At 72.7% G+C, this 25,436-nt stretch carries 31 protein-coding genes; 16 read left to right on the top strand and 15 right to left on the bottom strand.

Annotation, left to right across the window (positions count from 1 at the left end; translation table 11 throughout):
* On the top strand, nt 1-687 hold the full coding sequence (locus tag LN652_RS14920) for a response regulator transcription factor (RefSeq protein WP_230441397.1): 687 nt from the start codon (nt 1-3) through the stop codon (nt 685-687).
* Nucleotides 684-1,838 (top strand): sensor histidine kinase, encoded by a 1,155-nt coding sequence (locus LN652_RS14915; protein ID WP_230441396.1) that lies wholly within the window; start codon nt 684-686, stop codon nt 1,836-1,838. The genes LN652_RS14920 and LN652_RS14915 overlap by 4 nt, the downstream gene beginning before the upstream one ends.
* Nucleotides 1,839-1,841: 3 nt before the next feature.
* Here the strand turns inward: LN652_RS14915 and LN652_RS14910 are convergent, their stop codons facing one another.
* Nucleotides 1,842-2,273: a VOC family protein gene (locus LN652_RS14910; RefSeq protein ID WP_230441395.1), complete on the bottom strand. Its 432-nt coding sequence runs from the start codon at nt 2,271-2,273 to the stop codon at nt 1,842-1,844.
* A gap of 32 nt (nt 2,274-2,305) precedes the next feature.
* Nucleotides 2,306-3,709 carry a Na+/H+ antiporter NhaA gene (nhaA, locus tag LN652_RS14905; RefSeq protein WP_230441394.1) on the bottom strand — a complete coding sequence of 468 codons (1,404 nt, stop codon included), beginning with the start codon at nt 3,707-3,709 and terminating at the stop codon, nt 2,306-2,308.
* Nucleotides 3,710-3,863: 154 nt separating this feature from the next.
* Between nhaA and LN652_RS14900 the strand changes: the two genes are divergently transcribed.
* Nucleotides 3,864-4,277, top strand: coding sequence for a phage holin family protein (locus tag LN652_RS14900; protein WP_230441393.1), 414 nt, complete (start codon nt 3,864-3,866; stop codon nt 4,275-4,277).
* A gap of 19 nt (nt 4,278-4,296) precedes the next feature.
* Here the strand turns inward: LN652_RS14900 and LN652_RS14895 are convergent, their stop codons facing one another.
* The 4 genes from LN652_RS14895 to nth are packed head-to-tail and all read right to left on the bottom strand — an operon-like array spanning nt 4,297 to nt 7,455.
* Complete coding sequence (locus LN652_RS14895; RefSeq protein WP_230441392.1) at nt 4,297-5,472, bottom strand: MarP family serine protease; 1,176 nt, start codon at nt 5,470-5,472, stop codon at nt 4,297-4,299.
* On the bottom strand, nt 5,472-6,200 hold the full coding sequence (locus tag LN652_RS14890; RefSeq protein ID WP_230441391.1) for an NUDIX hydrolase: 729 nt from the start codon (nt 6,198-6,200) through the stop codon (nt 5,472-5,474). Before LN652_RS14890 ends, LN652_RS14895 begins: the two co-directional genes overlap by 1 nt.
* A complete protein-coding gene (locus LN652_RS14885) occupies nt 6,197-6,802 on the bottom strand; it encodes a TlpA family protein disulfide reductase (RefSeq protein ID WP_230441390.1) in 606 nt (201 codons plus the stop codon). Before LN652_RS14885 ends, LN652_RS14890 begins: the two co-directional genes overlap by 4 nt.
* Nucleotides 6,799-7,455, bottom strand: a complete 657-nt coding sequence (gene nth / locus LN652_RS14880; protein WP_230444754.1) for an endonuclease III — start codon at nt 7,453-7,455, stop codon at nt 6,799-6,801. The genes LN652_RS14885 and nth overlap by 4 nt, the downstream gene beginning before the upstream one ends.
* 234 nt (nt 7,456-7,689) lie before the next feature.
* Here nth and LN652_RS14875 point away from each other — a divergent pair, with 234 nt between their 5' ends.
* The 5 genes from LN652_RS14875 (at nt 7,690) to LN652_RS14855 (ending at nt 12,024) form a co-directional block, all read left to right on the top strand.
* On the top strand, nt 7,690-8,367 hold the full coding sequence (locus tag LN652_RS14875) for a Crp/Fnr family transcriptional regulator (protein WP_211733895.1): 678 nt from the start codon (nt 7,690-7,692) through the stop codon (nt 8,365-8,367).
* 67 nt (nt 8,368-8,434) lie between these two features.
* Nucleotides 8,435-8,926, top strand: coding sequence for a SigE family RNA polymerase sigma factor (locus LN652_RS14870; RefSeq protein WP_230441389.1), 492 nt, complete (start codon nt 8,435-8,437; stop codon nt 8,924-8,926).
* A complete protein-coding gene (locus LN652_RS14865) occupies nt 8,923-10,092 on the top strand; it encodes a hypothetical protein (RefSeq protein WP_230441388.1) in 1,170 nt (389 codons plus the stop codon). Before LN652_RS14870 ends, LN652_RS14865 begins: the two co-directional genes overlap by 4 nt.
* Before the next feature lie 151 nt (nt 10,093-10,243).
* On the top strand, nt 10,244-10,741 hold the full coding sequence (locus tag LN652_RS14860; RefSeq protein ID WP_230441387.1) for a SigE family RNA polymerase sigma factor: 498 nt from the start codon (nt 10,244-10,246) through the stop codon (nt 10,739-10,741).
* Nucleotides 10,738-12,024 carry a WD40 repeat domain-containing protein gene (locus tag LN652_RS14855; RefSeq protein WP_230441386.1) on the top strand — a complete coding sequence of 429 codons (1,287 nt, stop codon included), beginning with the start codon at nt 10,738-10,740 and terminating at the stop codon, nt 12,022-12,024. Before LN652_RS14860 ends, LN652_RS14855 begins: the two co-directional genes overlap by 4 nt.
* Before the next feature lie 53 nt (nt 12,025-12,077).
* Here the strand turns inward: LN652_RS14855 and LN652_RS14850 are convergent, their stop codons facing one another.
* Nucleotides 12,078-12,686, bottom strand: coding sequence for a class I SAM-dependent methyltransferase (locus tag LN652_RS14850; protein WP_230441385.1), 609 nt, complete (start codon nt 12,684-12,686; stop codon nt 12,078-12,080).
* Between the two features lie 52 nt (nt 12,687-12,738).
* Between LN652_RS14850 and LN652_RS14845 the strand changes: the two genes are divergently transcribed.
* The gene (locus tag LN652_RS14845) at nt 12,739-13,389 is read left to right on the top strand and encodes a TetR/AcrR family transcriptional regulator (RefSeq protein WP_230441384.1); all 651 of its coding nucleotides are present in this window, start codon (nt 12,739-12,741) and stop codon (nt 13,387-13,389) included.
* Nucleotides 13,390-13,401: 12 nt separating this feature from the next.
* On the opposite strand, the gene LN652_RS14840 is transcribed toward LN652_RS14845, so the two are convergent.
* The 3 genes from LN652_RS14840 to LN652_RS14830 are packed head-to-tail and all read right to left on the bottom strand — an operon-like array spanning nt 13,402 to nt 15,338.
* Entirely contained in the window at nt 13,402-13,932 is a 531-nt protein-coding gene (locus LN652_RS14840) for a TIGR03086 family metal-binding protein (protein WP_230441383.1), read from the bottom strand.
* A 9-nt stretch (nt 13,933-13,941) separates the two neighbouring features.
* Nucleotides 13,942-14,646, bottom strand: a complete 705-nt coding sequence (locus LN652_RS14835; protein ID WP_230441382.1) for a helix-turn-helix transcriptional regulator — start codon at nt 14,644-14,646, stop codon at nt 13,942-13,944.
* Entirely contained in the window at nt 14,544-15,338 is a 795-nt protein-coding gene (locus LN652_RS14830; protein WP_230441381.1) for a hypothetical protein, read from the bottom strand. Before LN652_RS14830 ends, LN652_RS14835 begins: the two co-directional genes overlap by 103 nt.
* A gap of 109 nt (nt 15,339-15,447) precedes the next feature.
* Here LN652_RS14830 and LN652_RS14825 point away from each other — a divergent pair, with 109 nt between their 5' ends.
* Nucleotides 15,448-16,044, top strand: a complete 597-nt coding sequence (locus LN652_RS14825) for a hypothetical protein (protein ID WP_230441380.1) — start codon at nt 15,448-15,450, stop codon at nt 16,042-16,044.
* On the opposite strand, the gene LN652_RS14820 is transcribed toward LN652_RS14825, so the two are convergent.
* Genes LN652_RS14820 through LN652_RS14805 form a run of 4 tightly spaced genes read right to left on the bottom strand, consistent with a single transcriptional unit; the run spans nt 16,026 to nt 18,336 of the window.
* Nucleotides 16,026-16,835 (bottom strand): MBL fold metallo-hydrolase, encoded by an 810-nt coding sequence (locus LN652_RS14820; RefSeq protein ID WP_230441379.1) that lies wholly within the window; start codon nt 16,833-16,835, stop codon nt 16,026-16,028. The two genes, LN652_RS14825 and LN652_RS14820, sit on opposite strands and share 19 nt — an antisense overlap.
* Nucleotides 16,832-17,707: an NUDIX hydrolase gene (locus LN652_RS14815; RefSeq protein WP_230441378.1), complete on the bottom strand. Its 876-nt coding sequence runs from the start codon at nt 17,705-17,707 to the stop codon at nt 16,832-16,834. The genes LN652_RS14820 and LN652_RS14815 overlap by 4 nt, the downstream gene beginning before the upstream one ends.
* 16 nt (nt 17,708-17,723) lie before the next feature.
* Nucleotides 17,724-18,179 (bottom strand): RidA family protein, encoded by a 456-nt coding sequence (locus tag LN652_RS14810; RefSeq protein WP_211733907.1) that lies wholly within the window; start codon nt 18,177-18,179, stop codon nt 17,724-17,726.
* Nucleotide 18,180: 1 nt separating this feature from the next.
* Nucleotides 18,181-18,336, bottom strand: a complete 156-nt coding sequence (locus LN652_RS14805; protein WP_230441377.1) for a DUF4177 domain-containing protein — start codon at nt 18,334-18,336, stop codon at nt 18,181-18,183.
* 81 nt (nt 18,337-18,417) lie between these two features.
* On the opposite strand from LN652_RS14805, the gene LN652_RS14800 reads away from it, so the two are divergent.
* From LN652_RS14800 to LN652_RS14785, 4 genes are all read left to right on the top strand, one after another.
* Nucleotides 18,418-19,587 (top strand): sensor histidine kinase, encoded by a 1,170-nt coding sequence (locus tag LN652_RS14800; RefSeq protein WP_230441376.1) that lies wholly within the window; start codon nt 18,418-18,420, stop codon nt 19,585-19,587.
* Nucleotides 19,584-20,261 (top strand): response regulator, encoded by a 678-nt coding sequence (locus LN652_RS14795; protein ID WP_268932187.1) that lies wholly within the window; start codon nt 19,584-19,586, stop codon nt 20,259-20,261. The genes LN652_RS14800 and LN652_RS14795 overlap by 4 nt, the downstream gene beginning before the upstream one ends.
* Nucleotides 20,262-20,627: 366 nt before the next feature.
* Complete coding sequence (locus LN652_RS14790; RefSeq protein ID WP_230441375.1) at nt 20,628-21,617, top strand: tyrosine-type recombinase/integrase; 990 nt, start codon at nt 20,628-20,630, stop codon at nt 21,615-21,617.
* A 59-nt stretch (nt 21,618-21,676) separates the two neighbouring features.
* On the top strand, nt 21,677-22,042 hold the full coding sequence (locus tag LN652_RS14785; protein ID WP_230441374.1) for a hypothetical protein: 366 nt from the start codon (nt 21,677-21,679) through the stop codon (nt 22,040-22,042).
* Between the two features lie 689 nt (nt 22,043-22,731).
* Here the strand turns inward: LN652_RS14785 and LN652_RS14780 are convergent.
* Nucleotides 22,732-23,112 carry a hypothetical protein gene (locus LN652_RS14780; RefSeq protein WP_230441373.1) on the bottom strand — a complete coding sequence of 127 codons (381 nt, stop codon included), beginning with the start codon at nt 23,110-23,112 and terminating at the stop codon, nt 22,732-22,734.
* Between the two features lie 120 nt (nt 23,113-23,232).
* Between LN652_RS14780 and LN652_RS14775 the strand changes: the two genes are divergently transcribed.
* A complete protein-coding gene (locus tag LN652_RS14775; protein ID WP_230441372.1) occupies nt 23,233-23,706 on the top strand; it encodes a hypothetical protein in 474 nt (157 codons plus the stop codon).
* Between the two features lie 249 nt (nt 23,707-23,955).
* On the top strand, nt 23,956-25,176 hold the full coding sequence (locus tag LN652_RS14770; protein ID WP_230441371.1) for an IS30 family transposase: 1,221 nt from the start codon (nt 23,956-23,958) through the stop codon (nt 25,174-25,176).
* Nucleotides 25,177-25,436: the final 260 nt, after the last annotated feature.

Raw genomic sequence — 25,436 nt, 5'->3', positions numbered from 1 at the left:
ATGGCGAAGGTCCTGGTGGTCGACGACGACGCCACCGTGCGCGAGGTGGTCGTCGGCTACCTCCGCAACGCCGGCCACGACGTCCACGAGGCGGTCGACGGGGCGGGCGCCCTGGAGGCGGTCCGGAGCGCCGCACCCGACCTGCTCGTGCTCGACGTGATGATGCCCGGGATCGACGGCCTCGAGGTGTGTCGTCGCGTACGACGGCACTCCGACGTCCCGGTGGTGCTGCTGACGGCGCTGGGCGAGGAGCAGGACCGCGTGGTCGGGCTCGAGATCGGCGCCGACGACTACGTCACCAAGCCCTTCAGCCCCCGCGAGCTGGTCCTGCGGGTCGACTCCATCCTGCGCCGCTCGTCCGGCGGCGCCGAGGTCGGCGTGCCGTCCGTGACCGTCGACGGCGACCTGGTCGTCGACCGCGACCGGCGCCGGGTGACGCTCGCGGGCCGCGAGGCGCAGCTCACCGGCCGCGAGTTCGACCTGCTGGCCTTCCTCGCCGCGCGGCCCGGCATCGCCTTCTCGCGCGACGACCTGCTGCAGCAGGTGTGGGGCTGGTCCTTCGGCGACCAGTCGACGGTCACCGTCCACGTGCGGCGCCTGCGCGAGAAGGTCGAGGCCGACCCGACCACCCCGACCCGGCTCCTCACCGTCTGGGGCGTCGGCTACCGCTGGGAGCCGCAGGCATGAGCGACCTCACCGAGATCTGGCTCGTGGCCGCCGGCAGCGGCGTCACCGTCGGCCTGCTGGGCCTGCTCGCGGGGTGGTGGCTGCGCCACCGCTCGCTGCGGTGGCAGCTGGCGATCATCGCCGTGGCCACCACCCTCACGATCCTGGTGGGCGTGCAGGCGATCTCGAGGCGGATGCTGATCTCCGACCACGACCGCTCGGTGGCGCTGATCGTGACGACCGCCGCCGCGCTGGTCTCCCTCGTGGTGGCCGTGGCGCTCTCGGGTGCCCTGGTCCGCTGGTCCCGGTCGCTGCGTGAGGACGTGCGCCGGGTCGGTGACGGCGACCCCGTCGTCGGCGGCCGGCGCTGGCCGACCGAGTTCCAGGGCCTCGCCGACGAGCTGGCCCTCGCCCACGAGCGGCTGGCCGAGGCGCGCGGTCGCGAGCAGCGGCTCGAGGAGTCGCGCCGCGAGCTCGTCTCGTGGGTGTCGCACGACCTGCGCACCCCGCTGGCGGGGATCCGGGTCATGGCCGAGGCGCTCGAGGACTCGATCGCGACGGACCCCGCGCGCTACCACCGCCAGATCCGCGGGGAGGTCGACCGGATGGTCCAGATGGTCGACGACCTCTTCGAGCTCTCCCGCATCCACGCCGGCCAGCTGGTCGTGGCCCGCCAGCCGATCGTGGTCGGCGACCTGGTGAGCGAGGCCCTCGCGGCCGCCGAGCCCGTGGCGCGGGCGCGCCAGGTCACCCTCGGCGGCGAGGTCCCGCACGGCCTGCAGGTCGAGGCCGACCCCGCCGGGCTCACCCGCGTGCTCGCCAACCTGATCGTCAACGGCATCCGCCACACGCCCTCCGACGGCACCGTGCACGTGGCGGCGCGACCCGTCGAGGGCGGCGTCGAGCTCGCCGTCACCGACGGCTGCGGCGGCATCCCCGACACCGAGCGCGAGCGGCTGTTCGAGGTGGGCTACCGCGGCAGCGCCGCGCGTACGCCCGACAACCCCCTGCAGGACGTGCACACCTCGCGGGCGGGCCTCGGGCTGGCGATCGTCAAGGGCATCGTCGAGGCCCACCACGGCGAGGTCACGGTCGACAACGTCGGCGCCGACGCCGTGCCGACGTCGTCGACCGGCTGCCGCTTCCGCGTGCTGCTCCCGTCGGCGGGGTGAGCCTCAGCCGAGCGGCGCGGTGAGCTCGACGTTGATGTCGTCGGGGTCCTGGAACGACAGGATCGCGATGCCGGCGTCCTCGAGGTCGATGACCTCACCGTGCTCGATCCCCGCACCGGCGAGCGCCTCGCGGGCGGCCTCGAGGTCGGCGCGGGAGTCGACGGCGAAGCTCACGTGGTCGAGGCCGGTGGTGTCGGCGTCGAAGCCGGTGCTCCCGACCGGGCGCAGGCCGAAGAGGGTGCCCTGCGGCGTCTGGTAGACGGTGCCGCCGAAGAACGCCTCGGCCGACTCGCGCACGCCGGGCTCGTCGACGCGGTCGGAGCTGTCGACTGCGGTCGGCCAGCCGAACAACCGGTCGTAGAACTCCTTCGACCGGGCGATGTCGGTGACGGTCAGGCGGACGTGGGCGAAGCCGGAGCTGGTGATGAGGGCCATGCGGCCTTTCTACCCCGCACCCCAAGGGGTGCTCACCGGGTGACGGCCTCCGCGGCGCGCTCGTCCGCCTCCTCGACGTCCCGGCCGCGGGTCGAGGCCAGCAGCAGCGCGACGCCGACCACCGCGGCCAGCAGCGAGGCCAGCAGGATCGCGATCTTCGCCTCCTCGGTCAGCAGGTCGGCTCCGGGGAACGACAGGCCCGCGATGAAGATCGAGACCGTGAAGCCGATGCCCGCCACGGCACCGAGGCCGAGCACCATCGGCCACGTCGTGTCGGCGGGCATCCTCGCCAGGCCGAGGCGCACCGCGAGGTAGGAGCTCACGAAGATGCCGACGGGCTTGCCCACGACCAGCCCGAGGATGATGCCGATGCCCACCGGCTCGGTGAAGACCTTGCCGATCGCACCCAGCTCCACACCGGCGTTCGCGAGCGCGAACACGGGCAGCACGACGTACGCCGAGACCGGGTGCAGCGTGCTGATCAGCCGCTCCACCACCGACACCGACTCCTTCAGCAGGAAGCGCAGCCGGGCCAGCTCGTCGGGGTCGAGGACGTTGTCGCGCAGCGCCTCGCGGGCGTGGCCGCGGGCGATCTCCTCACGCAGCAGCGGCGTCGCCGGGGCGAGCAGACCGATCGCGACGCCGGCGAGCGTCGCGTGCACGCCCGACTCGAGCAGGGCGAACCACACACCGATGCCGAGGATCGCGTAGACCACGATGGTCCACACGCGCAGCAGCCGGGCCACGACCATGGCCGCCAGCAGCCCGATCGCGATCGCCAGCCAGCCCAGCGACAGGTCGGCGGTGTAGAAGACCGCGATCACCAGGATCGCGCCGATGTCGTCGACGATCGCCAGCGTCAGCAGGAACAGCCGGGCCGAGGACGGGATCCGTCGCCCGAGGACACCGAGCACGCCGACCGCGAACGCGATGTCGGTCGCCATCGGGATGCCCCAGCCGTCCACGCCGTCGCTGCCCGGCGGGTTGAGCGCGAGGTAGATGCCGGCGGGCACGACCATGCCGCCGATCGCGGCCACGATCGGCAGGGCGGCGGTCTTCGGGTCGCGCAGGTCGCCGTTGACCAGCTCGTACTTGATCTCGAGCCCGACGACGAAGAAGAAGATCACCATCAGCGCGTCGTTGACCCAGTGCTGGAGCGACTCGTCGAGGTGCAGCGGGCCGACGTCGAGGACCAGGTGGGTGTGCCACAGGGAGTCGTACGACGACGCCCACGGGCTGTTGGCCCACACCAGCGCGACCGCCGCGGCCAGCAGCAGGAGCAGCGAGCCGGCCGCCTCGACCCGGAGGAACTCGCGCACCGGTCGCGCGACCAGGCGGGCCAGGGGCTTGTTGCTCTCGAGGTACGAGGGCCCGGTCTCCCACAGCTCGTCGCTGATGCTCGGGTCGTCGTGCGGGTTCGAGGGGCGGGAGGCCATGCGGGGGCCACCTTTCGGGGTGGTCGGGGCGATCTCTCCGCAGCGTCCGCCGCGGGCCGACCAGACTTCCCGGCTCACCTGAGGGGCCAGTCTAGTCGGTCGCGTTGGTAGGGTCACACCGTCAGCCGGCGACCACGACGAAGGACCTCCCTCCATGTCCCACGCACCGACCAAGCCCGGCCCGATCGGCGATGGCGACCCGACCCTCGGCAAGCTCGTCATGGACGCCCAGCGCGACATCTCGACGCTCATCTCCAAGGAGATCCAGCTCGCCAAGTCCGAGATCAAGGTCAGCGTCAAGCACGGCGGCGTCGGCATCGGGCTGTTCGCCGGGGCGGCGTTCCTCGGGCTGCTCGCGGTGATCATGCTGTCGGTCTCGATCGCCTACTTCATCCACTGGGCCGGCCTCGGCCTGCACTGGGCCTTCCTGATCGTGTTCGGCCTCTACGTCCTGCTCGCCGCGCTGCTCGCGCTGGTCGGCGTCAAGCAGGTCAAGCAGGTCAAGGCGCCCGAGCGCGCGATCGAGCAGGGCAAGCAGATCCCGCAGGCGCTCAAGGGCAAGGCCTGACCCAGGGGCCGTACGCCCCTCAGCTCACGCAGGTGCCGGTGTCGACCGGCGACTGCCGGGTCAGGCCCTCCGCGGCCGACTCCGCGACCTGGCTCGCGGTCAGCGCGTAGCCGGTGTCGCGGTCGCTCACCGACGCCGCGAACACCATCCCGGCGACGTCGCCGGCCGACGTCAGCACCGGGCCACCCGAGTTGCCGGGACGGATCAGCGCCCGCAGCGAGTAGACCTGGCGGATGACCGTGCCCTGGCCGTAGATGTCGGGCGAGCGCAGCCGCTGCTGGGACCGGATCCGGCCGGAGCGCACGTCGTAGGGGCCGTCCTGCGGGTAGCCGACGACGGCGATGTCGTCGAGCGGCTGCGCCTCGGTGTCGAACTTCAGCGGCACGACCGCCGCGGACGGCACGGACAGGACCGCGATGTCGAGGTCGGGGTCGTAGAGGACGACGCTGGCCACGACCGTCGAGCCGCCGATCTCGACCTCGGGGCGGGTGACGCCCGCGACGACGTGGGCGTTGGTCATCAGCCGGCCGGTCGCGTAGAGGAAGCCGGTGCCCTCGACCCCGCTGCCACAGCCGTTGGCGCCGCGCACCTTCAGCACGCTCGGCTGGGCCGCCACCACGTCGGGGTCGGTCAGCATCCGCGGGTCGCCGGGGTCGACCGCGACGATCCGCTCGGGGGCGAAGGGCTCGAGGTAGCGCGGGAAGAAGGTGGTGCCGACGACGTTGTTGAAGGCCTGGAGGACCTGGTCGGCGTCGCCGGGCAGGGTCTGGTCGACCTTCGCGAGGAGCGTCGAGTCGCGCACGAGCGGGGTGATCGCCCCGATCCGGGTGCCGGAGACGGCGACGCCGAGCGCCCAGGCGACGAGCAGGACCGCGACCGCGCTCAGCGCCGAGCCGCCGACGGCGTCGAGGGCGCGCACCGGCTGCCAGGTGATCCGGTCGCGGATCCGCGAGCCGGCGAACTGGAGCACCGCCTGGCCGAGCGAGGCGCAGATGATGACGATGAACAGGGCGCCGAGCGAAACCCAGAGCGACGGCGCTGCGTCGCCGAGCGCGAGGGGCGCGGCCCAGATGCCGGCGAGGCCGCCGAGGAGGAGGCCGGCGGTGGCGAAGGCGCCGGTGATGAAGCCCTGCCAGTAGCCGGACAGCGCGTAGATCCCCACGAGCGCCACGAGGCACCAGTCGAGGACGTTCATCACTGCTCCTCGAGCTTGGTGTCGGTCGCCAGGTCGGCTGTCCTGGGGACACCTTGCAGCATGTGGTCCGGCAGGTCACGCACCCGGGCCTCGTCCCACGCCTCGGTCCAGCCGAGGTAGCCGAAGAGCCGCGCGACGATGCCGGCGGTGAAGCCCCACAGGATGACGTCCTTGTCCGGGCCGATCAGGAAGCCGGGACCGACCCATCCGCTCGGGTGGCGCACGTTGACCCGGTGCTCCGGGTCGAGCAGGTCGGCGATCGCGACGCGGTGGATCGCGTGGACCTCGTCGGGGCTCTCGATCCGCACCTCGCCGGGGTCGCGCCAGTAGCCGAGGACCGGGGTGACAGCGAAGTTGCTGGGCGGCAGCCACAGCTCGGGCAGCTCGCCGAAGACCTCCACCTCGGCCGGCTGGAGGCCGATCTCCTCCAGCGCCTCGCGCAGCGCCGCCTCGCGGGGCGTCTCCCCCGCGTCGAGCGAGCCGCCCGGGAACGAGACCTGCCCGGGGTGCGAGCGCATGTGGTGGGCCCGCTCGGTGAGCAGCAGCTCGCCGCGGTGCGCGAGGTCGTCCGGGGCGCTCGGGTCGTCGTCGCGGTCGGCGAAGACCATCAGCACGGCGCCGCGGCGTGCGTCGCTGCCGGGTGGCGGCACGAAGCGGGTGAGCTCGCCGGCGGTGATCGTGGAGGCGGCCTCGACCACGGGGGCGAGCCAGGTGGGGAGCGGGCTCACAGGGTGATCCCGAGCTGGTCGGCGACGAGCTCCTTGACCTCGTCGACCGAGTCGACCCCACCCGAGCTCTGGCCGACGACGGTGCCGTCGGCGTCGACGAGCACGAAGGCCGGCAGCCCGCGGCGCGCGATCGCGAAGGTCTCCTCGCCCATCAGCTCACCACCCGGGTCCGCCAGCGACGGATAGGTCGCACCGGTCTCCTCGGCGAGGGCGAGGGCACCCTCGGGGTGGACGTCGTTGAAGTCGATGCCGAGCACGGCCACCTGGTCGCCGTACTGCTGGTGGAACCGCTCGAGCGCCGGCATCTCCTTGCGGCACGGCCCGCAGTTGAACTGCCACAGGTTGATCAGCATCGGCCCGCGCAGCGACGACAGGTCGACGTCGGGGCCGCCGCCGAGGCACGGCAGCGTCACGTCGGGCAGGCCGTCGGCCACCGCCGCGCCCCGGCCCGGGACGCAGTCGTCCATCCCGATGCGCTCCTTGACCTGGCGCAGCGCCGGGGTGTCGACCTCCACGTCCGGGGGGCGTACGTCGATGCCGTCCTGCCCGCTGCAGGCGGTGAGGACGGCGGCCGCGAGGACCGCGAGGAGCGCCTTCCTCATGCCGGCCCCTGGGTGGTGACCAGCTTCTCGGCCTCGACCGGGTCGGTCGGACCGGCGCCGAACGCCGGGCACAGGCGGGCGAGCGGGCAGGCGCCGCAGGCCGGCTTCTTCGCGTGGCAGCGGCGCCGGCCGTGCCAGATGAGGTGGTGCGAGAGCATCGTCCAGTCGCGCCTGGGGAACAGCGCGCCGACGGCGTGCTCGACCTTGACCGGGTCGGTCTCCTCGGTCCAGCCGAAGCGGCGCGCGAGGCGGCCGAAGTGGGTGTCGACGGTGATGCCGGGCAAGCCGAACGCGTTGCCGAGGACCACGTTGGCGGTCTTGCGGCCGACGCCCGGGAGCTTCACCAGGTCGTCGAGGCGCCCGGGGACCTGTCCGTCGAAGTCGTCGACCAGCGCCTGGCTGAGCCGCAGCACCGAGTCGGTCTTCTGCCGGAAGAACCCCAGCGGGCCGAGCAGCTGCTCGAGGTGCTCGCGTGGGGCCGCGGCCATCGCCTCGGGCGTCGGGTAGGCCGCGAACAGCGCGGGGCTGGCGGCGTTGACCCGGCGGTCGGTGGTCTGCGCGGAGATGACGGTGACGACGAGGCACTCGAAGGCGTTGGTGAAGTCGAGCTCGGCCTTCGCGTCGGGATAGGTCGCGGCCAGGATCCGATCCATCTTGCGGGCCCTGCGCACGAGGGACGTGTCGGGCTTGACGGGCTCGGTCGCGGCAGGCACGCGCCCAGCCTACGGTCCGGGTCCGACACGCCCGGCCTCGGCGCAGGACCCGCACGGGTGGGTGCATTCGCACTTGTGACACGCACCACGGCTAGGATCGTGCCCGATCCCGAGGGCCCGTGCAGCGAGCCCGCACCGGACGTGGCACGGGACGCACCGACTTGGAGGACTGACGTGGACAACGACGTGCTCAGGCAGGCACCGCTGTTCAGCTCGCTCGACGACGAGGCGGCCACCGCCCTGGGCGGTTCCATGGCGGAGACGACGCTGCGTCGCGGCGACGTGCTGTTCCACGAGGGCGACTCCGGCGACCGCCTCTACATCGTCACCGAGGGCAAGGTGAAGCTCGGCCGCTCCTCCTCCGACGGCCGCGAGAACCTGCTCGCGATCATGGGCCCCGGCCAGATGTTCGGCGAGCTCTCCCTCTTCGACCCGGGCCCGCGCTCGGCGACCGTCACGGCCGTCACCGACGCCTCCTTCGCCTCGCTGTCCCACGACGACCTGCTGAAGTGGCTCGAGGGCCGCCCGCAGGTCGCCCGCGGCCTGCTCTCCCAGCTCGCCTCGCGGCTGCGCAAGTCCAACGACGTCGTGGCCGACCTGGTCTTCTCCGACGTGCCGGGCCGCGTCGCTAAGGCGCTGCTCGACCTCGCCGACCGCTTCGGCCGCACCGCCGACGACGGCGTCCACGTCCACCACGACCTCACCCAGGAGGAGCTCGCCCAGCTCGTCGGCGCCTCCCGCGAGACGGTCAACAAGGCGCTCGCCGACTTCGCCTCGCGCGGCTGGCTGCGCCTGGAGCCCCGCTCCGTGGTGATCATGGACCTCGAGCGGCTCTCGCGCCGCGCCCGCTGAGCTTTCTTCCGTCGACTGACCCCCGCGGCGGCGCACCCGTGCGTCGTAGGTGGTGAAGGGGGTCTCGATGACTGATCGATCCGGGTTCGACGAGTTCGTCCACGCACGCGGTCCTGCGCTCGCGCGCACCGCGTACCTGCTCACGGGTGACCACCACCTCGCCGAGGACCTGGTGCAGGCCGCGCTGGTGCAGGCCGCGAAGCACTGGGAGCGCATCGAGACCTCGCCGGAGGCCTACGTCCGGCGCACGATGTACCACCAGAACATCTCGTGGTGGCGGCGCCGGCGGTTTGCCGAGAGCCCCCTGGGGGCGCACGACGAGCCGGTGCCGGCGTCCGACCCGACGCTGCGACTGACCCTCGAGCAGGCGCTTCGCCGGCTCACCCCGCGCCAGCGCACCGTGCTGGTGCTGCGCTACTTCGAGGACCTCACCGAGGTCCAGACGGCCGCCGCTCTGGGCATCTCCAGCGGCGCGGTCAAGTCCATGGCGCGCCAGGCCCTCCAGCGGCTGCGCGTCCTGGCCCCCGAGCTCGCCGACCTGGTGGGAGCAGACGCATGACCACACAGCTGCGCGAGGAGCTCGACGCCCTCGCCCACACCCACTCCTTCTCGCCCGACCCCGCCGCGTGGGAGCGCGGACGCCGCGCGCGCCGGCGCGGTCGGGTCGTCGCCGTCGCCGCCGTGCTGGTGCTCGTCGCCTCCGTCGGCGGGCTCGCGACGCTCTGGACGCGCGAGCCGGTCGCGCCGGCCGGCAGGGTCGACGGTGGAGCGATCCCGAGCGTGGTCGACCTGAGGTCCCTGGACCCCGGCGCAGCGTTCGAGGAGGACTTCGCGATCGGCCGGGCGTCGGTGGCGCTCGGCCTCGACGGCGGCGGCCTCGTCCTCGTCGGCGCGGAGGACGGTGCGTACCACCGGTTCTCGGTCCCGAACGACGCGTACGCACTCTCCCCCGACGGTTATCACGTCGCGTGGTGGAGCGGCGGCGACGAGGCCCCCGAGGGCAACCGGATCCGGATCGCCGACCTGCGGACCGGCGAGGTGCTCGACTGGGCGTTCCAGCAGGGCGCGGGCGGCACGGTCAGCTCACTCTCCTGGCAGGCCGACTCGATCCTGCTGCTGTGGCAGGGACGCAGTGACGACGGCACGAAGCGCGCCGCGCTGATCGACGTGCCCGGCCGGTCCGAGGAGTACGACTTCCACGGACGCTACGGCGCACGAGGCATCGCGTCCCCGAGCCGCGACATGATCGCCCTTCCCTCCGACGGCGAGGTCGCCGCGGCACCCTTCGAGCAGATCCCCGGGCGCGAGAGCGGCCGGATGACTGGTGTCCCTGTCGACCGCGCGCTCCCGTACGACCTCTACCCCGACGGTGCCGTGGTCACCCCGGTCGGCTGGGCTGACGAGGACCACGTCGTCGCGATCGTCGACCCGCCGCCCGGCGAGGGTGTCGAGCGGCCACGCCTGGCCGTGTTCACCTCTCCTGACCGACCGGAGTCGGAGTGGACCTACCGCGAGTTCCTCCCCCGCCTTCCGCCCGAGGCGACGAGCTTCGCCGTCGACCTGATCCCCGACCTCACCGGCGATCCCGACCAGGAGCTCACCCACGACTTCGCAGCGGCGCCCGCGGCGGACGGCGGCCGCGACCGGGCGCCGGTGGTAGCCGGCGGCGTCCTCGCGCTGCTCGCCGGGCTCGCGTTCGTCCGGATGCTGCGGCGCCGGGCGTAGACGCGCAGGCATTCGTCACCACGCTGGCGCCCGCCCACGCGTGAGATCGTCGGTCCCGGCGACCAATGCCTGCGCGTCTCCGAGAAAGTCCGGGCGACGTACCACCCGGACCGGGCCGCACCTGCGTCTGTGGGGGTGAAGGAGGTCCACGGTGATCACTGACGACGAGGCGGGCTTCGCCGAGTTCGTGGCTGCGCGGCAGTCCGCGCTGTCACGCACGGCGTACCTGCTGACCGGTGACCACCACCTGGCGCAGGACCTGGTGCAGGCGGCGCTCATGCAGGCGGCGAGGCACTGGCGGCGGATCCACACCTCGCCGGAGGCCTACGTCCGGCGAGCGATGTACCACCAGAACATCTCCTGGTGGCGCCGCCGGCGCTTCGCCGAGAGCGGGCTCGGCGGTCACGACGACGCGGCGCCGGCCGTCGACACGGACCTCCGGCTGACCCTCGACCAGGCGCTCGCCGGGCTCACGCCCAGGCAGCGCACCGTGCTGGTGCTGCGGTTCTACGAGGACCTCACCGAGGTCGAGACCGCGCGTGCGCTGGCGCTGTCGACCAGCACCGTGAAGTCCACGACCCGACACGCCCTCGCCCGGCTGCGGACGCTCGCGCCCGAGCTCGCCGAGCTGATCGGAGCAGACGCATGACGCCGCAGACCGAGCACCTCCGCACCACCCTCCACCGGCTCGCCGACGCAGGCGTGCCGCTCCCCGTCGACGACGACCTCTGGGGTCGCGCGCAGTCCGCGCGCCGTCGCGGCCAGGCTCTCGCCGTGGCCGCGGTGCTCGTCCTGGTCGTCTCCGTCGGCGGAGCCGCCGCGCTGTGGTCGCTGCCGGAACGGGAGGCGCGTACGGCGTCGTCGGAGGTCGTGGCGGGCGGGGCGATTCCCCGGGTCATCGCCGACGCGCCGGACGACATCGAGCCCACCGCGGACCTCGCGGTCGGACGAGCCTCCGCGGCCTTCGTCTCGGGGGACGGCGACCCGGTCGTCGTCACCGCCGACGACGGGGTGCCCCACGTGCTCGACCTGCCCTCGTTCGGCCCCGACCGCGCGGCGTTTGCCCTCTCCCCCGACGGCCGTCGGCTGGCCTACCAGCAGGGTGCCGAGTCCGGGACGCGACTGGCGGTGCTTGATCTCGAGTCAGGTCGGACCACCCCACTGATAGTCGAAGGGTCGACCACGCTCGAGATCGATGGCCTGTCCTGGTCCCCAGGCGGCAACTGGGTCGGGTGGGTGGCCTCAGCCGTGGCCGACACTCCCGCCTGGACCGGCGTCCACCGGGTCGACGGCGGCGAAGGTAGCCGCGCGATCCTGGCCGGCAACGCCAGCAGCATCGCTGTGGCCGACGACGGCGCCAGCGCGGTGGGCAGCGTCCAGGGGGACGTGAGGCTCATCCCGCTCCACGCAGAGGTCGGGCAGATCCGGCGAGCCGCGCCGGGCCTCGCCGCCGGGGCCTTCTCCCCGGACGGCAGCCTGCTGGCGCTGGGATCGGGCCCCGGCCGGGGGTCGTCCACCCTCGACGCCGCCAGTCGCGAGGTGCTGCGGCACCCCTTCCCCGACGGCACCCTGGGCGAATCGGTCGTCCGTCCGCTCGGGTGGGTCGACGACCGGATCCAGCTGCTGCTCGTGCAGCCGGTCGACGGCTCGGGCGCCGAGCTCGTCGTGACCACGCCCGAGGTCGACGACCAGAGCATCTGGCGGCGCCGCGTGGGGTCCGTCGAGACATCGGGCGTCGCCAACTCCCTCAGCGTCGCCGTCGACCTCGTCCCCGACCTCGACGGCACCTCGTCGCAGGAGCTCACCCACGACTTCGGCGCCACCACGCCGGAGCGCGACGTCTCGTGGCTGATCGGCCTCGGCGTGGCCGGCGCGATCGCGGCCCTGATGGCGCTGCGGTGGCTCTGGCGCCGCCTCCGGACGCCGCTGTAGTCCAGTGAGGGATGGTCGTCGCCGGGGCCGATCGTCAGCCATCCCTCACTGGACTACGCCGCCACCCGCCGCCGCAACCGGTAGAACTGCGGGGCCGTCGAGCGCAGCGGCGCCGGCATCCCGCTGACGTCGGCGGCCTCGCGGTCGACGAGCTCCCACCCGGCCAGGCACCCCGTGACCTGGTCGGCGCTCGCGCCGCGCGGCAGCGGCCCGCGCCCTCGGGTGAAGGCGAGCAGCAGGAGGGTCGCGGTGGGCGAGGCCAGCCGCGTCACGCCGTCGGCGTACGCCGTGCGCGCGGCGTCGTCGAGGCCGTGGAAGCAGCCGATGTCGAGGAACAGCTCGACGCCCGGCTCCACCCCCGCCTCGTCTAGCCGGGTGACGTCGCCCAGCACGAAGCGGGCCCGGTCGGCCCCCGGTCGCGACCGGGCCCGCTCGAGCGCGCGCGGCACGTCGTCGACGCCGAGCGCGTCCCACCCGCGCCGGGCCAGCTCGACGGTGTGGGCGCCCGACCCGCACCCGAGGTCGACGGCGCGGCCCGGCGGTGCGCCCCGCTCGTCCTGCTCCCGGTCGAGCAGCCCGACGAGCTGCTCGCTCCCTCCCTGCGCGGCGCCCTCCCAGGGCGTCAGGCCGATCCGGTAGGCCATCCGGTACCCCAGCGACATGCCGCCTCCAAATTCGATCAAGTGTTACTAGACCGAATACAGTGGACTCCTCATGGCACCTCCCGTCAAGCCCCGCCCGTACGACGCCTCGAGCCGCCGCGCCCGCGCCGAGGACAACCGGCGTGCCGTGCTGCGGTCCGCGCACGCCCTCTTCCTCGAGCACGGCTACGCCCGGACCTCGGTCGCCGCGGTGGCCGCGGGCGCCGGGGTGAGCGCCGACCTGGTCTACAAGGCGTTCGGCTCCAAGCGGCAGCTGGTCGTCGAGGTGATGAACCTCGCCGCGTCCGGTGAGGTGGACGGCCCTCCGGTGCTCGAGCAGCACGGGCCGCAGGCGGTGCGCGCGGAGACCGACCAGCGCCGCCAGCTGCGGATGTTCGCCGACGACATCGCGGGCCGGACGGCGCGGGTCCGTCCCGTCGACGACGTGGTCCGCTCGGCCGGGGAGGTCGACGCCGGGCTCGCCGCCCAGCGTGTCGAGATGCAGCAGACCCGGCTGGCCAACCTGCGCGTCCTCGTCGACTGGCTCCTGGCCAACGGACCGCTGCGCGACGGGCTCGACCCCGACGACGCGGCGGCGACCGTGTGGACGCTCACCGGCCCCGACCAGCACCGGCTGCTCGTCGACGACCTCGGCTGGAGCGACGCCCACTACCGGGCGTGGCTGGCGAGCACCCTCGAGGCGGCGCTGCTGCCGCCGGGGTGAGCGGCGGCGGGCTCAGCCGCGCGGCGTACGCCCCGAGAAGGCGGCGAGCCGCTCGTAGGCCGGGGCGTCGTCCGCGACGGGCACCTCGGCCCCGAAGGCGCCGCCGCGCCTGTCGTCGGTCAGGCCGCCCCGCATCGCGGCCAGCCCGGTCTCGGCCAGCGAGTCGTCGAGCGCGAGGTCGGCGCCCGTGCCACGCGCGAGGTCCCAGGAGTGGACGGCGTACTCGGCGACCTGGAAGCCGACGACGCCCTGCTGGTCCTCCGGGAGCCGGCGCATCGTCGCGAGCAGCTCGTCGGCGCCGGCCCTGAAGGTCGACGCCCACTCCCCGTCCGCCACGTCGGGGATCGCGCTCCAGTCGACCTCCTCGCCCCGCGCCATCCGCGCCCACGTGGCCGGGCCCGACGCGACGTGCCCGGCGAGCTGCCGCACCGTCCAGTCGGAGCAGGGGGTGGGGCGGTCGGCGTTGTCGTCACCGACGGCGTCGAGGGCGCGGGCGGCCTGGTCGAGCGCCCGGGCGAGCTGGTCCACCGGAGAATCCGTCATGGGGACACCTCACTCCTGTGGCGGCGCCGGCGCAAGCCCCGTGTCGCCGGCTCGCAGGTAGGCCAGCACGGCGAGCACCCGGCGGTTGGTGTCGGGCTGCTGGTGGAGCCGGAGCTTGGCGAAGACCGAGCCGACGACCGGCTCCACGGTCTTCACCGACAGGTGCAGCCGCTCGCAGATCGCGGCGTTGGACAGTCCGGCGGCCATCAGCTCGAGGACCTCCTGCTCGCGCGGGGTGAGGCCGTCGAGGTGCCCGGCGCGGCGCTCCCGCTCGACGAGCTCGCCGAGCGTGACGTGGCGCAGGACGAGCCCGGCCTGCGCGGCGAGGTCGTCGAGCAGCCGCGCGTCCGTCGCCGACAGCGGCCCGCTGCGGTCCACGGTCAGCGCACCCGTCCGATCCCCGTCGAGGTCGATCCGCCATGACCACGGCGGCAGCGCGCCGACCGCGAGCGGGGCAGGGTCGTCGTCGGACGGCGGCCACACGCCGACGGCCCGCACCGCGTCGCTCGTGCCGAGCCAGACCGCGGCCGGCGCGGCGAGCGCCTCGGAGGTGGCGCGCGCGAGGTCGGTGGGGAGGTCGGCCGCTCCCGCCTCGCGGCGCGACAGCCAGCTCAGCGCGGCGTACGTCGCGCGTGCCGGCCGTGCACCACGGCGAGGCCGGCCACGACCGGGACCAGCGTCGCCGCCAGCAGCCCCGGGGTCGGCGTGCGCCACCCGACGAGCCCGACCGCCAGCACCAGCGCGGCGCCGGCGGCGGCGACCAGCAGCCACGCGAGCTGGCGGCGCTCCCAGCCCGTCGACGTCCGCCAGCGCAGGGCGATCGACACCGGCCAGAGCACCTGCATCGCGAGGTAGGCCGGGTGGGCCAGCGCCGACCACACCGACCCGACGGCGGCCGGGGTGGCGCCGGCGAACGGGTGCGGGACGGTGACCCCCGCCGCGGCGTACTCCACCGGCCAGAGCAGCGACAGCGCGGCGCACGCCACCGCCACGGCGGCCACGACCGCCACGAGCGGTCGCCACCGCGGGCCGGGCAGCCGCCCGTCGGGGAAGCACACGACCGCCAGCGTCACGACCGCGACGCCGAGCGCGATCGGCCACACGCCGAGCCAGGCCGCCCACTGCACGCCGGCGCGGTCCGGGTCGCCGGCGTGGCCGACCTGACGCCCCCAGAACAGCACGCCCTGGACGGCCCCCGCCGCGAGCAGCAGCACCCCCTCGCGGTGCCCCGGCCGGTGGCGCAGGACGTGGGCGCCGACCAGCACGAAGGCCAGCGCGAGCAGGCCGTTGTGCAGGTTGGTGAGCCACACGCCCTGCGCCATCCCCCACGTGACGAGCAGGACCGTCCCGCTCACCACCAGCAGGGGCGCGAGTCCCTGCGGTGCCCGGGGTCGCCCGCCTGTCATGGCGACATCGTGGCACCGCGGGCCGCCGGACGGCACAGGGTTGTCCCTGGACCTGCCTTCCAGGGTTGTCCCCGTACCGCCCGGACGGGCCCGCGAGCAGCGTGGGGCCATGACCACGACCACCACCGCCAGCACCGCACCCGGCCTCGACGCGGGCCCCACCCCGACCAGCCGCCTGCTCGACGGCTCGCTCGCCGTGGCGCCGCTCGTCTACCTGGCCGCCGACACGACGTACGCCGTGCGCGGCTGGGACGACGCCTCCGCCGGCGTCCTCCACGTCCTCGGGGCGCTCGGCTACGCCCTCGTCGTCCTCGCCGTGGCCGCGTGGCTGCCGCGGACCTCGCGCCTGGCCGCGTGGATCGTCCTCACCGGCGTCCTCGGTGCGGGCGGCAACCTCGCCTACGGCTTCGACACCATCCACATGTCCCTCGGTGACGTGCCGCTCGTCGACCAGCCGGGTGCCGCCAACCTCATCAAGCCGCTCGGGCTGTTCTTCCCGCTGTCGCTGGTGCTGGTCGCCGTCGCGCTCGAACGCCTGGGCCACCGCTGGCAGGGGGCGCTCGTGCTGATGGCGACGCTCGCCTGGCCGGTCGCGCACATCGGCGACGTCGCCGCCGTGGCGGTGCCGGTCAACGTCGCGCTGGTGGTCGCGCTCGGGAGCCTGCTGTGGGGCCGCCGGGCGACGGGTCAGAGATCCTCGAGGTAGGCCAGCTGCGCCCGCACCGAGAGCTCGGCGGCGCCCCAGAGCACCGGGTCGACGTCGGCGTAGACGACCTCGACCACCGCGCGCGGCAGGTCGTCGGACCCGACCGGGCCGCCGTCGCGGAGGTCGCACACCGCCTGCCGGACCTGCTCGAGGCGCTGCTCGCGGTGGGCGAGGTAGACCTCGAGGGCGCCGAGCGCGTCGTCGATCACCGGCCCGTGGCCGGGCCAGACGGTCGTGATCCCCTCGGCGCCGCAGAGCGCGTGCAGCCGCTGCAGCGAGGAGAGGTAGGCCCCGAGCCGGCCGTCGGGGTGCGCGACGACCGTGGTGCCGCGGCCGAGCACGGTGTCGCCGGTGAGCACCGCGCGGTCCTGCGGCACGACGAAGGACAGCGAGTCGGCCGTGTGGCCTGGGGTGGCGACGACGTGCACCTCGAGGCCGCCGACGCTGACCACGTCGCCCTCGCCGAGGCCCTCCCCGCCGAGGCGGTGGGCCGGGTCGAGGGCGCGTACGCCGCAGCCGTGGCGCTCGGCGTACTCCCGCGCGGCCTCGCTGTGGTCGGCGTGGTGGTGGGTCAGCAGCACGACCGAGACGTCGCCGGCGGCGGCGTCGATCGCGTCGAGGTGGGCGGCGATCGACGGGCCGGGGTCGACGACGACCGAGCGCGTCGAGCCGGGGTCGCGCAGCACCCACGTGTTGGTGCCGTCGAGGGTCATCATGTTCGCGTTGGGCGCCAGCACGCACGTGCCGGTCGCGCCGAACGAGCCCCCGGCCCAGCCCCCGTCACCGCTCATCGCCGCGCCATCAGGTCGGTGTAGAACGGCGGCGTGGAGAGGATGAACTCCTCGCCGTCGGCGACCACCTCGGGCATGAACATCTCGACCGTACGCCCCTGCGCGGCGGCCAGCACCGCGTCGGGACCGGGGTGCTGGGCGACGTCGAGGCAGGTCAGCCAGGTCGGCGGCAGCATCAGGATCTCCTCCCGCTCGACCTGAGCGACGGCCTCGGCGGCCGGCAGCCACGCCACCGACGACGACTCGCTCGACACGTCACGGGTGACCTGGCCCTCGGGCAGGGCCGCGACGAAGAACCAGGTGCGGTAGCGGCGCGGCTCGAAGACCGGCGTCAGCCAGCCCGACCACGCGCCGAGCAGGTCGGTGCGCAGCACCAGGGAGCGGCGCTCGAGGAACGCGGTCAGCGACAGCTCGCGCGACTCGAGCGCGACCCGGTCCGCCTCCCAGTCGTCGCCGGTCGTGTCGGCGACCACCTCGTCGGGCCCGGCACCAGCGAGCAGGACGCCCGACTCCTCGAAGGTCTCGCGGACGGCCGCGCAGACCAGCGCCCGCGCCCTCGGCTCGTCGACGCCGAGCCGCGCCGCCCACGCGGCCGGCGACGGCCCGGCCCACAGGCCGCGGTCGACGAGCTCGTCCCCGGTCACCGCCGAGGCGTAGTCGCGCGGGTCCACGCCGCCGCCGGGGAACACGCACATGCCCCCGGCGAACGCCATCGAGGTCTGCCGGCGCAGCAGGTAGACGTCCGGCCCGGCCGCGCCGGGGCGCAGCAGGACGACCGTGGCCGCGTCGCGAGGCTCGGCCGGGGACGCCGAGCCCTCGGCGTAGGCCCTGGCCTGGGCGACGAGCCTGTCGGGCAGCGGGAGCCGCTCCATGCTGGCCACCGCCGGCTCAGACCTCGACGATGATCTCGACCTCGACGGGCACGTCGAGCGGGAGCACCGGCACGCCGACGGCGGAGCGCGCGTGCTTGCCGGCCTCGCCGAACACCTCGCCGAGCAGCTCCGAGGCGCCGTTGGCGACCTTCGGCTGGCCGGTGAAGTCGGGCGTGGAGGCGACGAAGACGACGACCTTGACCACGCGCTTGACGTCGTCGAGCGAGCCGATCTCGGCCTTGACCGCGGCGAGCGCGTTGAGCGCGCACTGGCGGGCGCACTCGTAGCCCTGCTCCTCGGTCACCTCGCCGCCGACCTTGCCGACGGCGATCATCTCGCCGTCGCGCGCGGGCAGCTGGCCGGCGGTGAAGACGAGGTTCCCGGTGCGGGCGGTGGGCTGGTAGGCGGCGACCGGCGGGACCACCTCGGGGACGGTGATGCCCAGCTCGGCCAGGCGTGCCTCCGCACCCATCTCAGGCTCCCTGGGGGCGCTTGAGGAAGGCGATCAGGCCGCCCTGCGCGTTGGTCTGGATGGTGACCAGCTCCCAGCCGTCCTGGCCGAAGTTGTTGAGCATCAGCGCCTCGTTGTGGAGCGGAATCGGCGCCACCTGGTATTCCCACTTGTTCATGGCTCGCACCCTACTCGGGGACGACGGGCGTCCTCCCCGGGGCGGACGCACCGCCGCCGCCGGCCGTCTACCGTTCGCACCATGCCGACGAGCAGGGCGCCGAGCGTGGACCAGCGACCGTGGCGGCTCGGGCCGCGCGCACGGACCTGGCTCGACCGCCTCCTGGTGCTCGCGCTGCTGCTGCTCGCGGCCGGCCACTTCCTGTCCGGGCAGCCCGCCTCGATGGTCCTCGCGGCGCTCGAGGTGCTCCCGCTCCTGTGGCGCCGCAGCCGCCCGTTCACCGTCTTCCTCGCCGTCGCCGCGCTCAGCGCGCTCCAGGCCGTCGTGGTCGAGACGCCGACCACGGGTCAGCTGGCCTTCCCCGTCGCGGTCTACTCCGCCGCCCGCTGGGCGCCGCGCTGGCAGGGCGCCACCGCGCTCCTCGTCGGCTACGCCGGGGCGGTCGTCGCCTCGAGCCGGTGGCTGACGGGCTTCGGCTCGGACCTCACGCCCGGCACCCTCGTCCCGTACGTCATCAGCATCGGCGCGATCGTCACCGCCGCGTGGGCGCTCGGGGCGGCCGCGCAGGAGCGCGAGCGCTACGTCTCCTCGCTGGTCGCCCGCGCCGAGCAGGCCGAGCGGATGGCCGAGCGCGAGATCGAGCTGGCCGCCCGCGACGAGCGCTCGCGGATCGCGCGCGAGATGCACGACGTGGTCGCCCACGGCCTGTCCGTGATCGTCGTGCAGGCCGACGGCGCGCGCTACGCCGCCGCCCGGGAGCCGGGGGTCGCCGTCGAGACGCTGGGCACCATCGCCGAGACCGGCCGCGAGTCCCTGACCGAGATGCGCAGGCTGCTGGGGCTGCTCCGCGAGGGCGACACGGGCCTGGCGCCGCAGCCCACGCTGGGCGACGTGCGCCACCTCGTCGAGGAGGCCCGGGCGTCCGGGACGCGCGTCGAGGCCGACCTGCCCGACGACCTGCCGGACGTGCCCGACGGGGTCGGGCTCGCGGCCTACCGGATCGTGCAGGAGGCGCTGACCAACGTCCGCAAGCACGCCGGGCGCGACGCCCGGGTGAGCGTCCGGCTGGCGGTGGGGCGCGACCTCGAGGTCGAGGTCCGCGACGACGGCCACGGCGCGGCGAGCAGCTCCGACGGCCGCGGGCTGGGCCTGGTCGGCATGCGCGAGCGCGCGCACGCCCACGGTGGCACGCTCGAGGCCGGCCCCGCGACCGGTGGCGGGTTCGCGGTGTCTGCGAGGCTGCCGCTGTGAGCGACTCCGCGACCGGGCCGATCCGCGTCTTCCTCGTCGACGACCAGCAGATGGTGCGCGCGGGCTTCCGGATGCTGGTCGACAGCCAGGACGACATGGTGGTCGTCGGCGAGGCCGGCGACGGCGGCGAGGCGCTCGAGCGGCTCGCCGTCACCACCGCCGACGTGGTGCTGATGGACGTTCGGATGCCGCGCCTCGACGGCGTCGAGACCACGCGCCGGCTGCTCGCGACAGACGACCCGCCGCGGGTGATCGTGCTGACCACCTTCGACCTCGACGAGTACGCCTTCGCCGCGATCCGCGCCGGCGCCTCGGCGTTCCTGCTCAAGGACGCCGCACCGCCCGACCTGCTGGGCGCGATCCGCGCCGTCCGCGCCGGCGACGCCGTGGTCGCGCCGAGCACCACCCGTCGGCTGCTCGACCACTTCGCCGCGCTCCCCGACCCCGCCGCGTCCGCTCCCCGCGACGACCGGCTCGCCGGGCTCACCGACCGCGAGGTCGAGGTGCTGACGCTGATCAGCCGCGGGCTGTCGAACACCGAGATCGCGGCCGACCTCGTCGTCGCCGAGACGACCGTCAAGACCCACGTGGGCCGGATCCTCGCCAAGACCGGCGCCCGCGACCGGGTCCAGCTCGTCGTGCTGGGCTACGAGTCCGGCCTCGTCACGCCCTAGCCGTGTTCCTTCACGACGTTGCTGACACCGTCACGCACCCATCGCGGCATGAGCGGACGTTGCGCAAACCCCAGCGTTCATCGCCGAGGCTTCTTCCTCGACGGTCGTTCAGTGGGTTCTTGCCGCCTCATCAGTCGCACGCGATCAACTCCGTCGCGACCGCACACAACGTCGATCCGGAAGTCTTCGTCGCGGTGTTCCCGCAGGTCGGGGTGCTTGTCGCGCAGGTACCTACCCCAGTCTCGGTGCCGCGCATCTGGCCCGTCGAGCCATTCGATCTCGACCCATTCGTCGCGCTCCATCCCGACAGCATCGCAGCACGGCCCGGTGAAAAGCACCGAGCCCAAGCCTTCCGCTCATCGGCAGATGAGTGCACACAAGCAACGCATCAAGCGTGTGCCCGATGCGTTTGACGGTCAGTTGTCTCAGGTGCGTCGTAGTGCGATGGACACCAATACCCTCCCAGCTCTGACGAACGTCGATGACCCGATGCTGCGCCTCGCCGTGGCCGCCCACCTCGCGCGCTACAAGGGACAGAGTCGTGCCCACACCGCCTCCGACCTCAACGCCTATCTGCGCTGGTGCCTCGAACGAGACGTCATGCCGCTCCAAGCCAAGCGCGCCCACGTCGAGCTCTACCTGCGATGGCTCCAGGAGATTCGGCACCTTCGTCCCTCGACGGTGTCGCGCCGGCTGTCGGTGCTCGCGACGTTCTACCGGACTTGCGTCATCGACCAGATCCTCGACCACTCACCCGCAGAGTTCGTGCGCCGCCCACACGTCCCCCACGAGTCACCAACCCTCGGTCTGAGCCACCTCCAGTTCGAGGCCATCCTCACCGCCGGGCGCGACTCCACCAACCCCAACGACTTTGCCCTCGTCGCGATGCTCGGGCTGCTCGGCCTCCGCGTGTTCGAGGCCACCGGCACGGACGTCCAAGCCCTCGGCGAAGCACGCGGTCACCGCGTGCTCAGAGTGCACGGCAAAGGTGACAAGACAGCCCTGGTGCCGCTACCGCCAGCAGTCGGGCGCGCCCTCGACCGAGCAATCGAAGACCGTGTCGCCGGCCCCATACTGCTCAACCGCCGCGGGCAACGCATGGACCGTCACGCCGCCACCCGACGACTCAGAGCACTCGCCCGGTCCGCGAACGTCACCACCGCCCGCATGCACCCACACATGCTCCGCCACACCTTCGTCACCACCATGCTCGACGCCGGCGTCGACCTCCGCGACGTCCAGGTCGCCGCCCGCCACGCCGACCCCCGCACCACCATGCGCTACGACCGAGCTCGCAACAACCTCGACCGCCACCCCAACTACATCCTGGCCGCCTTCATGGCCTCAGCCACCTGACGACATCCGCTCATGCCGATGTCCGGACGCGCGTCGACACCGCTGCAACACTGCCCCTCATGCGTGATGCAGCACCGACCCCTGACGAGGTGGCCTTCTTCAAGCGTCTCGCGGAACTCATCCCGGGGGCACAGGACTGGTACCACGCCGACGCTGACGGCTCGCTGTGGATGACTGTGTCGTACGACGACATCGTCGACGGCCAGATGTTGGCGACGTGGCGCGTCGATTTTGATGGAACCGAACTGGTCGCCGGGCGGAGTCCCGCCTACCTCAACTGGGATGACGGCATCCGAGGGCGCGAGACCGGGATGTCCATTGGGCCGCCCAGTGGGCTGATCGCTGAGGTGGACTCGATCGAACAAGCCGCCCGCGAGGCGGCCACATGGCTCGACCTCGTCACCGACGGCCGAGCGTCGCAGTAACGTCCGGATCTGCCGCAATGAGCTCGAGCTGATCGCGGCAGATCCGGGCGTTGGGAGTGCGTAGGGCAATCGTGGCCATCCCGGCAGGCAGGAGCAAAGGACGGGTTCCACCGCAAGGTGGGAGAAGCGCTGGGAGGCAATCCCGCCGGTGCGTCCATGCAACCCGGGAGAGATTGTTGCGTGCGCCTACCGGGAGCTTGCCTGTTCCGGCGCCACCCTTGCGCGAGCCGCTGCTCCGGTGGTGAGGGCGACCATTCCCAGAAGGATCCACGGAACGCTTGACGCGTCGAGGAACCGACCAAGAAGCAGCGCACTCCCCGTGGTTCCGACCACGAATGCGCCGGTAGACCCTGCCAGCCTACGCGCTCGGCGGCGCCTCGCAGGTCGCCTGGACTCCATGGCGCCCAGCGACGCACCGACCGCAGCACCCACCAGCGCGGAGCCGAGGAGAAGCCAACCGCTCACGGACGCGCCGCCGAACATCAACCAGGGCAGAGCGAGGTAGAAGCCGCCCATCAGACCAGCCCCGATGAGTAACCGCGTTGGTGAGATGGCGTCATGACGGACCTTCGTCTCCTCACCCACAACGGCTACCTCCCCTCACCCTCACCGCAGATGGCAGCACCGTACGCGGGCGTCCGGACATCGGCATGAGCTGGCGCACAGGTCGCGGCAGGTGCGTGCGCCCGTCACACAGCACTGGACCAGAGCGTCTGCCACTCGACGTCCCTGTCGAAGACAGACTCTGAGTACCGCAGACCAGCCTTTGCCGCGTGGGCAGAGCCTGCCCTGATGACGCCGTGGCCGGAATGACGGCCGAACGAGTCCGTGCTCACGAGGAAGAAGACACCCTGTCCCTCTGGCGTGACCCGCCGAAGGCCAAGCCGGAGTCCGGACCAACTCATCGTGGAGGTGGCAAGTCGGTACACGGGCTTGAACAGCAACTCGATGCACGGACCGCTGGCGTCGTCGTGGGGTACCCCTCGGAGATGCAGTTGGGCGTGACTGACGGTGTAGTCCCACGCCTGCCAGTTGTGGTCTGGCCATTCCCCCAGCCAGGAAGCGGTCATCCAGCCATGATGGCCCAGCCGTGGCACCAAGTAGGGAAACTCGGCATGTTCGGGCGACCTGATCGCGGCATAGGAGCGGTATCCGCGTGACGCGCCCCGTATCCGTGGAACCCTGTGGCCATGAAGCATCGAGCCCAGGTGGAAGTCCTCGATCTGGGCCTGAAGTGGGACGCCGGTGCGCCGTTGCCGATGCTCGTTGCGGGTGCTCGCAGCGCGATCGTGCTCTGCTACGAGTCTCTGGCAACGGGTGAGGGCGAGCACGTCATCGAGATCCGCTTCGAGGGCTGCTCGAACATCCGGATGGGGCATCCAAACGATGAGGTTCTGCACGGGCACCCGTTCTGGGGAAGGGGTCTCTCGTTCTACGAGGCCCACGTCGTCCACGACTCGCCATGGCTCGAAGAGCACCGTCGAATCAACTCAGTCCACGACTACCACTCTGACGCCACGTGGGACCGCCTCAACCACTACTTCCTCGCGTTCCATGACGAAGTGGTGGAGGCGCTGGCGAGGGACATCTCGGCGCGACGGGTCAGCGGCGACATGGCGGCAGAGTCCGCGCGGGTGGCCGCCGAGGTGGCCGCCGGGCGATAGTCACGTCGACGACCGCTCATCGGCATGAGCGGGCGTTCGGATCGCAGCAGGTCCGTACGTGAAGGGTCGCGTGCTGCCCGTTCGGGCACACGTGTCTGACTTGTCGCCCTTCGCCCAGCAGCTCGAGGGCAAGATCTCGGACACGTGTACGAGGCTGCTGCACCGGCGCCGCACGTGCGGCGGTTGTCGCCCTCGAAGGTGCCTTGGGTTCAGTGGGTGATCGCAACACCTGATTATCGAGGTGTTGGTATGCAGGCACGTGGAGGGCGGCCGAGACCGCCGGCCGAGACGGTTGCCCGGTTCTGGGCTGAGATTCGTCGAGGTTCGTCGCACGAAGATGCTGCGGTGGCTGTGAATGTGACGCGCAGGACGGGCAACAGGTGGTTCAACGAGCGTGGCGGCGTGATGCCCCCGATCGGCTCGGGTCGTCGCTCGAGGAGCTTGTCGTTCGCCGAGCGCGAGGAGATCGCGCTGCTACGCGTGCGCGGTGCGGGAGTGCGAGAGATCGCCCGAGAGCTCGATCGCTCGCCCTCGACGATCAGTCGCGAGCTGCGACGCGTCCAGCACCATGGCAAACGCCCCGCCCGACGTCGGCTGGAGTACCGGGCATCGACGGCACAGGCCGATGCCGATCGCCAGGCTCTGCGCCCGAAACAGGCGCGGCTGGCGACCAACGACCGGCTGCGCGACGAGGTGCAGTCCAGACTGGTCGATGACCACAGTCCCGAGCAGATCGCCCGACGACTGCGCGAGGACTTCCCCGACGATCCGGAGATGTGGGTGTCGCACGAGACGATCTACCAGTCGCTCTACGTCCAGAGCCGCGGTGCGCTCAAGCGCGAGCTGGCCAAGCACCTGCGCACCGGCAGGACCGTACGCAAGCCCCACCGCAAGAGTGACCAGCGGCGCGAACGGTTCGCCGAGATGGTGATGATCAGCGAACGCCCCGCCGAGGTCGAGGACCGCGCTGTGCCCGGGCACTGGGAAGGCGACCTGATCCTCGGCTCGGCCCAGTCGGGGTCGGCGGTGGGCACGCTGGTCGAACGGACAACCCGGTTCGTGATGCTGCTCCACCTGCCTGGTGGCCACAGCGCCGACATCGTGCAGGAAGCGATGGTCGCGAAGATGGCGACGCTGCCTGAGCAGCTGCGAGTCTCGCTGACCTGGGACCAGGGCAGCGAGATGGCCAACCACGTCCAGATCGCCGAGGCGACCGGACTCGACATCTACTTCTGCGACCCACACTCGCCCTGGCAGCGAGGCAGCAACGAGAACACCAACGGGCTGCTGCGTCAGTACCTGCCCAAGGGTGCCGACCTGAGTTTCTACGGCCCCGGGATGCTCGACAACATCGCCGCTCAACTGAACCGCCGACCACGCAAGACCCTGAAGTGGCGCACTCCTGCCGAAACCCTCGACGCGCTACTGTCCGGAGAGTCCGAACCGCCTGGTGTTGCGACCACCGCCTGAATCCGCCTGCCGATGCAGGGCCACATCCGCCGCACATGCGCTGAAGGGGGCTGCACCCGCCCTGGGGGAGCACAGCGGTCTCCCACTCTGCCGTCGACCGGACATCGGCCAGACCCGGACGTCGCCCGTGTCAACAACCTCATGAGGTGCGACACCTAGCCGTCCTCCCCCGGTCGTACGCCGTCGCGCCCAGTCACCCCACGGCCGTACGCCGGGTCCGTGCTGCGGGCCGACGCCCCGGGAGCCGCCGACGACGAGCG

Origin of the sequence: Nocardioides okcheonensis (assembly GCF_020991065.1) — a bacterium.
Lineage (GTDB): Bacteria > Actinomycetota > Actinomycetes > Propionibacteriales > Nocardioidaceae > Nocardioides > Nocardioides okcheonensis.
This window is presented reverse-complemented; position numbering and strand designations above follow the sequence as displayed.

Excerpts from the sequence above, each read along its gene's own strand:
- LN652_RS14920 (WP_230441397.1), top strand. The coding sequence starts at position 1 with ATGGCGAAGGTCCTGGTGGTCGACGACGACGCCACCGTGCGCGAGGTG.
- LN652_RS14915 (WP_230441396.1), top strand. The coding sequence starts at position 684 with ATGAGCGACCTCACCGAGATCTGGCTCGTGGCCGCCGGCAGCGGCGTC.
- LN652_RS14910 (WP_230441395.1), bottom strand. The coding sequence starts at position 2,273 with ATGGCCCTCATCACCAGCTCCGGCTTCGCCCACGTCCGCCTGACCGTC.
- nhaA (WP_230441394.1), bottom strand. The coding sequence starts at position 3,709 with ATGGCCTCCCGCCCCTCGAACCCGCACGACGACCCGAGCATCAGCGAC.
- LN652_RS14900 (WP_230441393.1), top strand. The coding sequence starts at position 3,864 with ATGTCCCACGCACCGACCAAGCCCGGCCCGATCGGCGATGGCGACCCG.
- LN652_RS14895 (WP_230441392.1), bottom strand. The coding sequence starts at position 5,472 with ATGAACGTCCTCGACTGGTGCCTCGTGGCGCTCGTGGGGATCTACGCG.
- LN652_RS14885 (WP_230441390.1), bottom strand. The coding sequence starts at position 6,802 with ATGAGGAAGGCGCTCCTCGCGGTCCTCGCGGCCGCCGTCCTCACCGCC.
- nth (WP_230444754.1), bottom strand. The coding sequence starts at position 7,455 with ATGGATCGGATCCTGGCCGCGACCTATCCCGACGCGAAGGCCGAGCTC.
- LN652_RS14870 (WP_230441389.1), top strand. The coding sequence starts at position 8,435 with ATGACTGATCGATCCGGGTTCGACGAGTTCGTCCACGCACGCGGTCCT.
- LN652_RS14865 (WP_230441388.1), top strand. The coding sequence starts at position 8,923 with ATGACCACACAGCTGCGCGAGGAGCTCGACGCCCTCGCCCACACCCAC.
- LN652_RS14855 (WP_230441386.1), top strand. The coding sequence starts at position 10,738 with ATGACGCCGCAGACCGAGCACCTCCGCACCACCCTCCACCGGCTCGCC.
- LN652_RS14850 (WP_230441385.1), bottom strand. The coding sequence starts at position 12,686 with ATGTCGCTGGGGTACCGGATGGCCTACCGGATCGGCCTGACGCCCTGG.
- LN652_RS14845 (WP_230441384.1), top strand. The coding sequence starts at position 12,739 with ATGGCACCTCCCGTCAAGCCCCGCCCGTACGACGCCTCGAGCCGCCGC.
- LN652_RS14840 (WP_230441383.1), bottom strand. The coding sequence starts at position 13,932 with ATGACGGATTCTCCGGTGGACCAGCTCGCCCGGGCGCTCGACCAGGCC.
- LN652_RS14830 (WP_230441381.1), bottom strand. The coding sequence starts at position 15,338 with ATGACAGGCGGGCGACCCCGGGCACCGCAGGGACTCGCGCCCCTGCTG.
- LN652_RS14825 (WP_230441380.1), top strand. The coding sequence starts at position 15,448 with ATGACCACGACCACCACCGCCAGCACCGCACCCGGCCTCGACGCGGGC.
- LN652_RS14820 (WP_230441379.1), bottom strand. The coding sequence starts at position 16,835 with ATGAGCGGTGACGGGGGCTGGGCCGGGGGCTCGTTCGGCGCGACCGGC.
- LN652_RS14815 (WP_230441378.1), bottom strand. The coding sequence starts at position 17,707 with ATGGAGCGGCTCCCGCTGCCCGACAGGCTCGTCGCCCAGGCCAGGGCC.
- LN652_RS14810 (WP_211733907.1), bottom strand. The coding sequence starts at position 18,179 with ATGGGTGCGGAGGCACGCCTGGCCGAGCTGGGCATCACCGTCCCCGAG.
- LN652_RS14805 (WP_230441377.1), bottom strand. The coding sequence starts at position 18,336 with ATGAACAAGTGGGAATACCAGGTGGCGCCGATTCCGCTCCACAACGAG.
- LN652_RS14800 (WP_230441376.1), top strand. The coding sequence starts at position 18,418 with ATGCCGACGAGCAGGGCGCCGAGCGTGGACCAGCGACCGTGGCGGCTC.
- LN652_RS14790 (WP_230441375.1), top strand. The coding sequence starts at position 20,628 with ATGAGTGCACACAAGCAACGCATCAAGCGTGTGCCCGATGCGTTTGAC.
- LN652_RS14785 (WP_230441374.1), top strand. The coding sequence starts at position 21,677 with ATGCGTGATGCAGCACCGACCCCTGACGAGGTGGCCTTCTTCAAGCGT.
- LN652_RS14780 (WP_230441373.1), bottom strand. The coding sequence starts at position 23,112 with ATGACCGCTTCCTGGCTGGGGGAATGGCCAGACCACAACTGGCAGGCG.
- LN652_RS14775 (WP_230441372.1), top strand. The coding sequence starts at position 23,233 with ATGAAGCATCGAGCCCAGGTGGAAGTCCTCGATCTGGGCCTGAAGTGG.
- LN652_RS14770 (WP_230441371.1), top strand. The coding sequence starts at position 23,956 with ATGCAGGCACGTGGAGGGCGGCCGAGACCGCCGGCCGAGACGGTTGCC.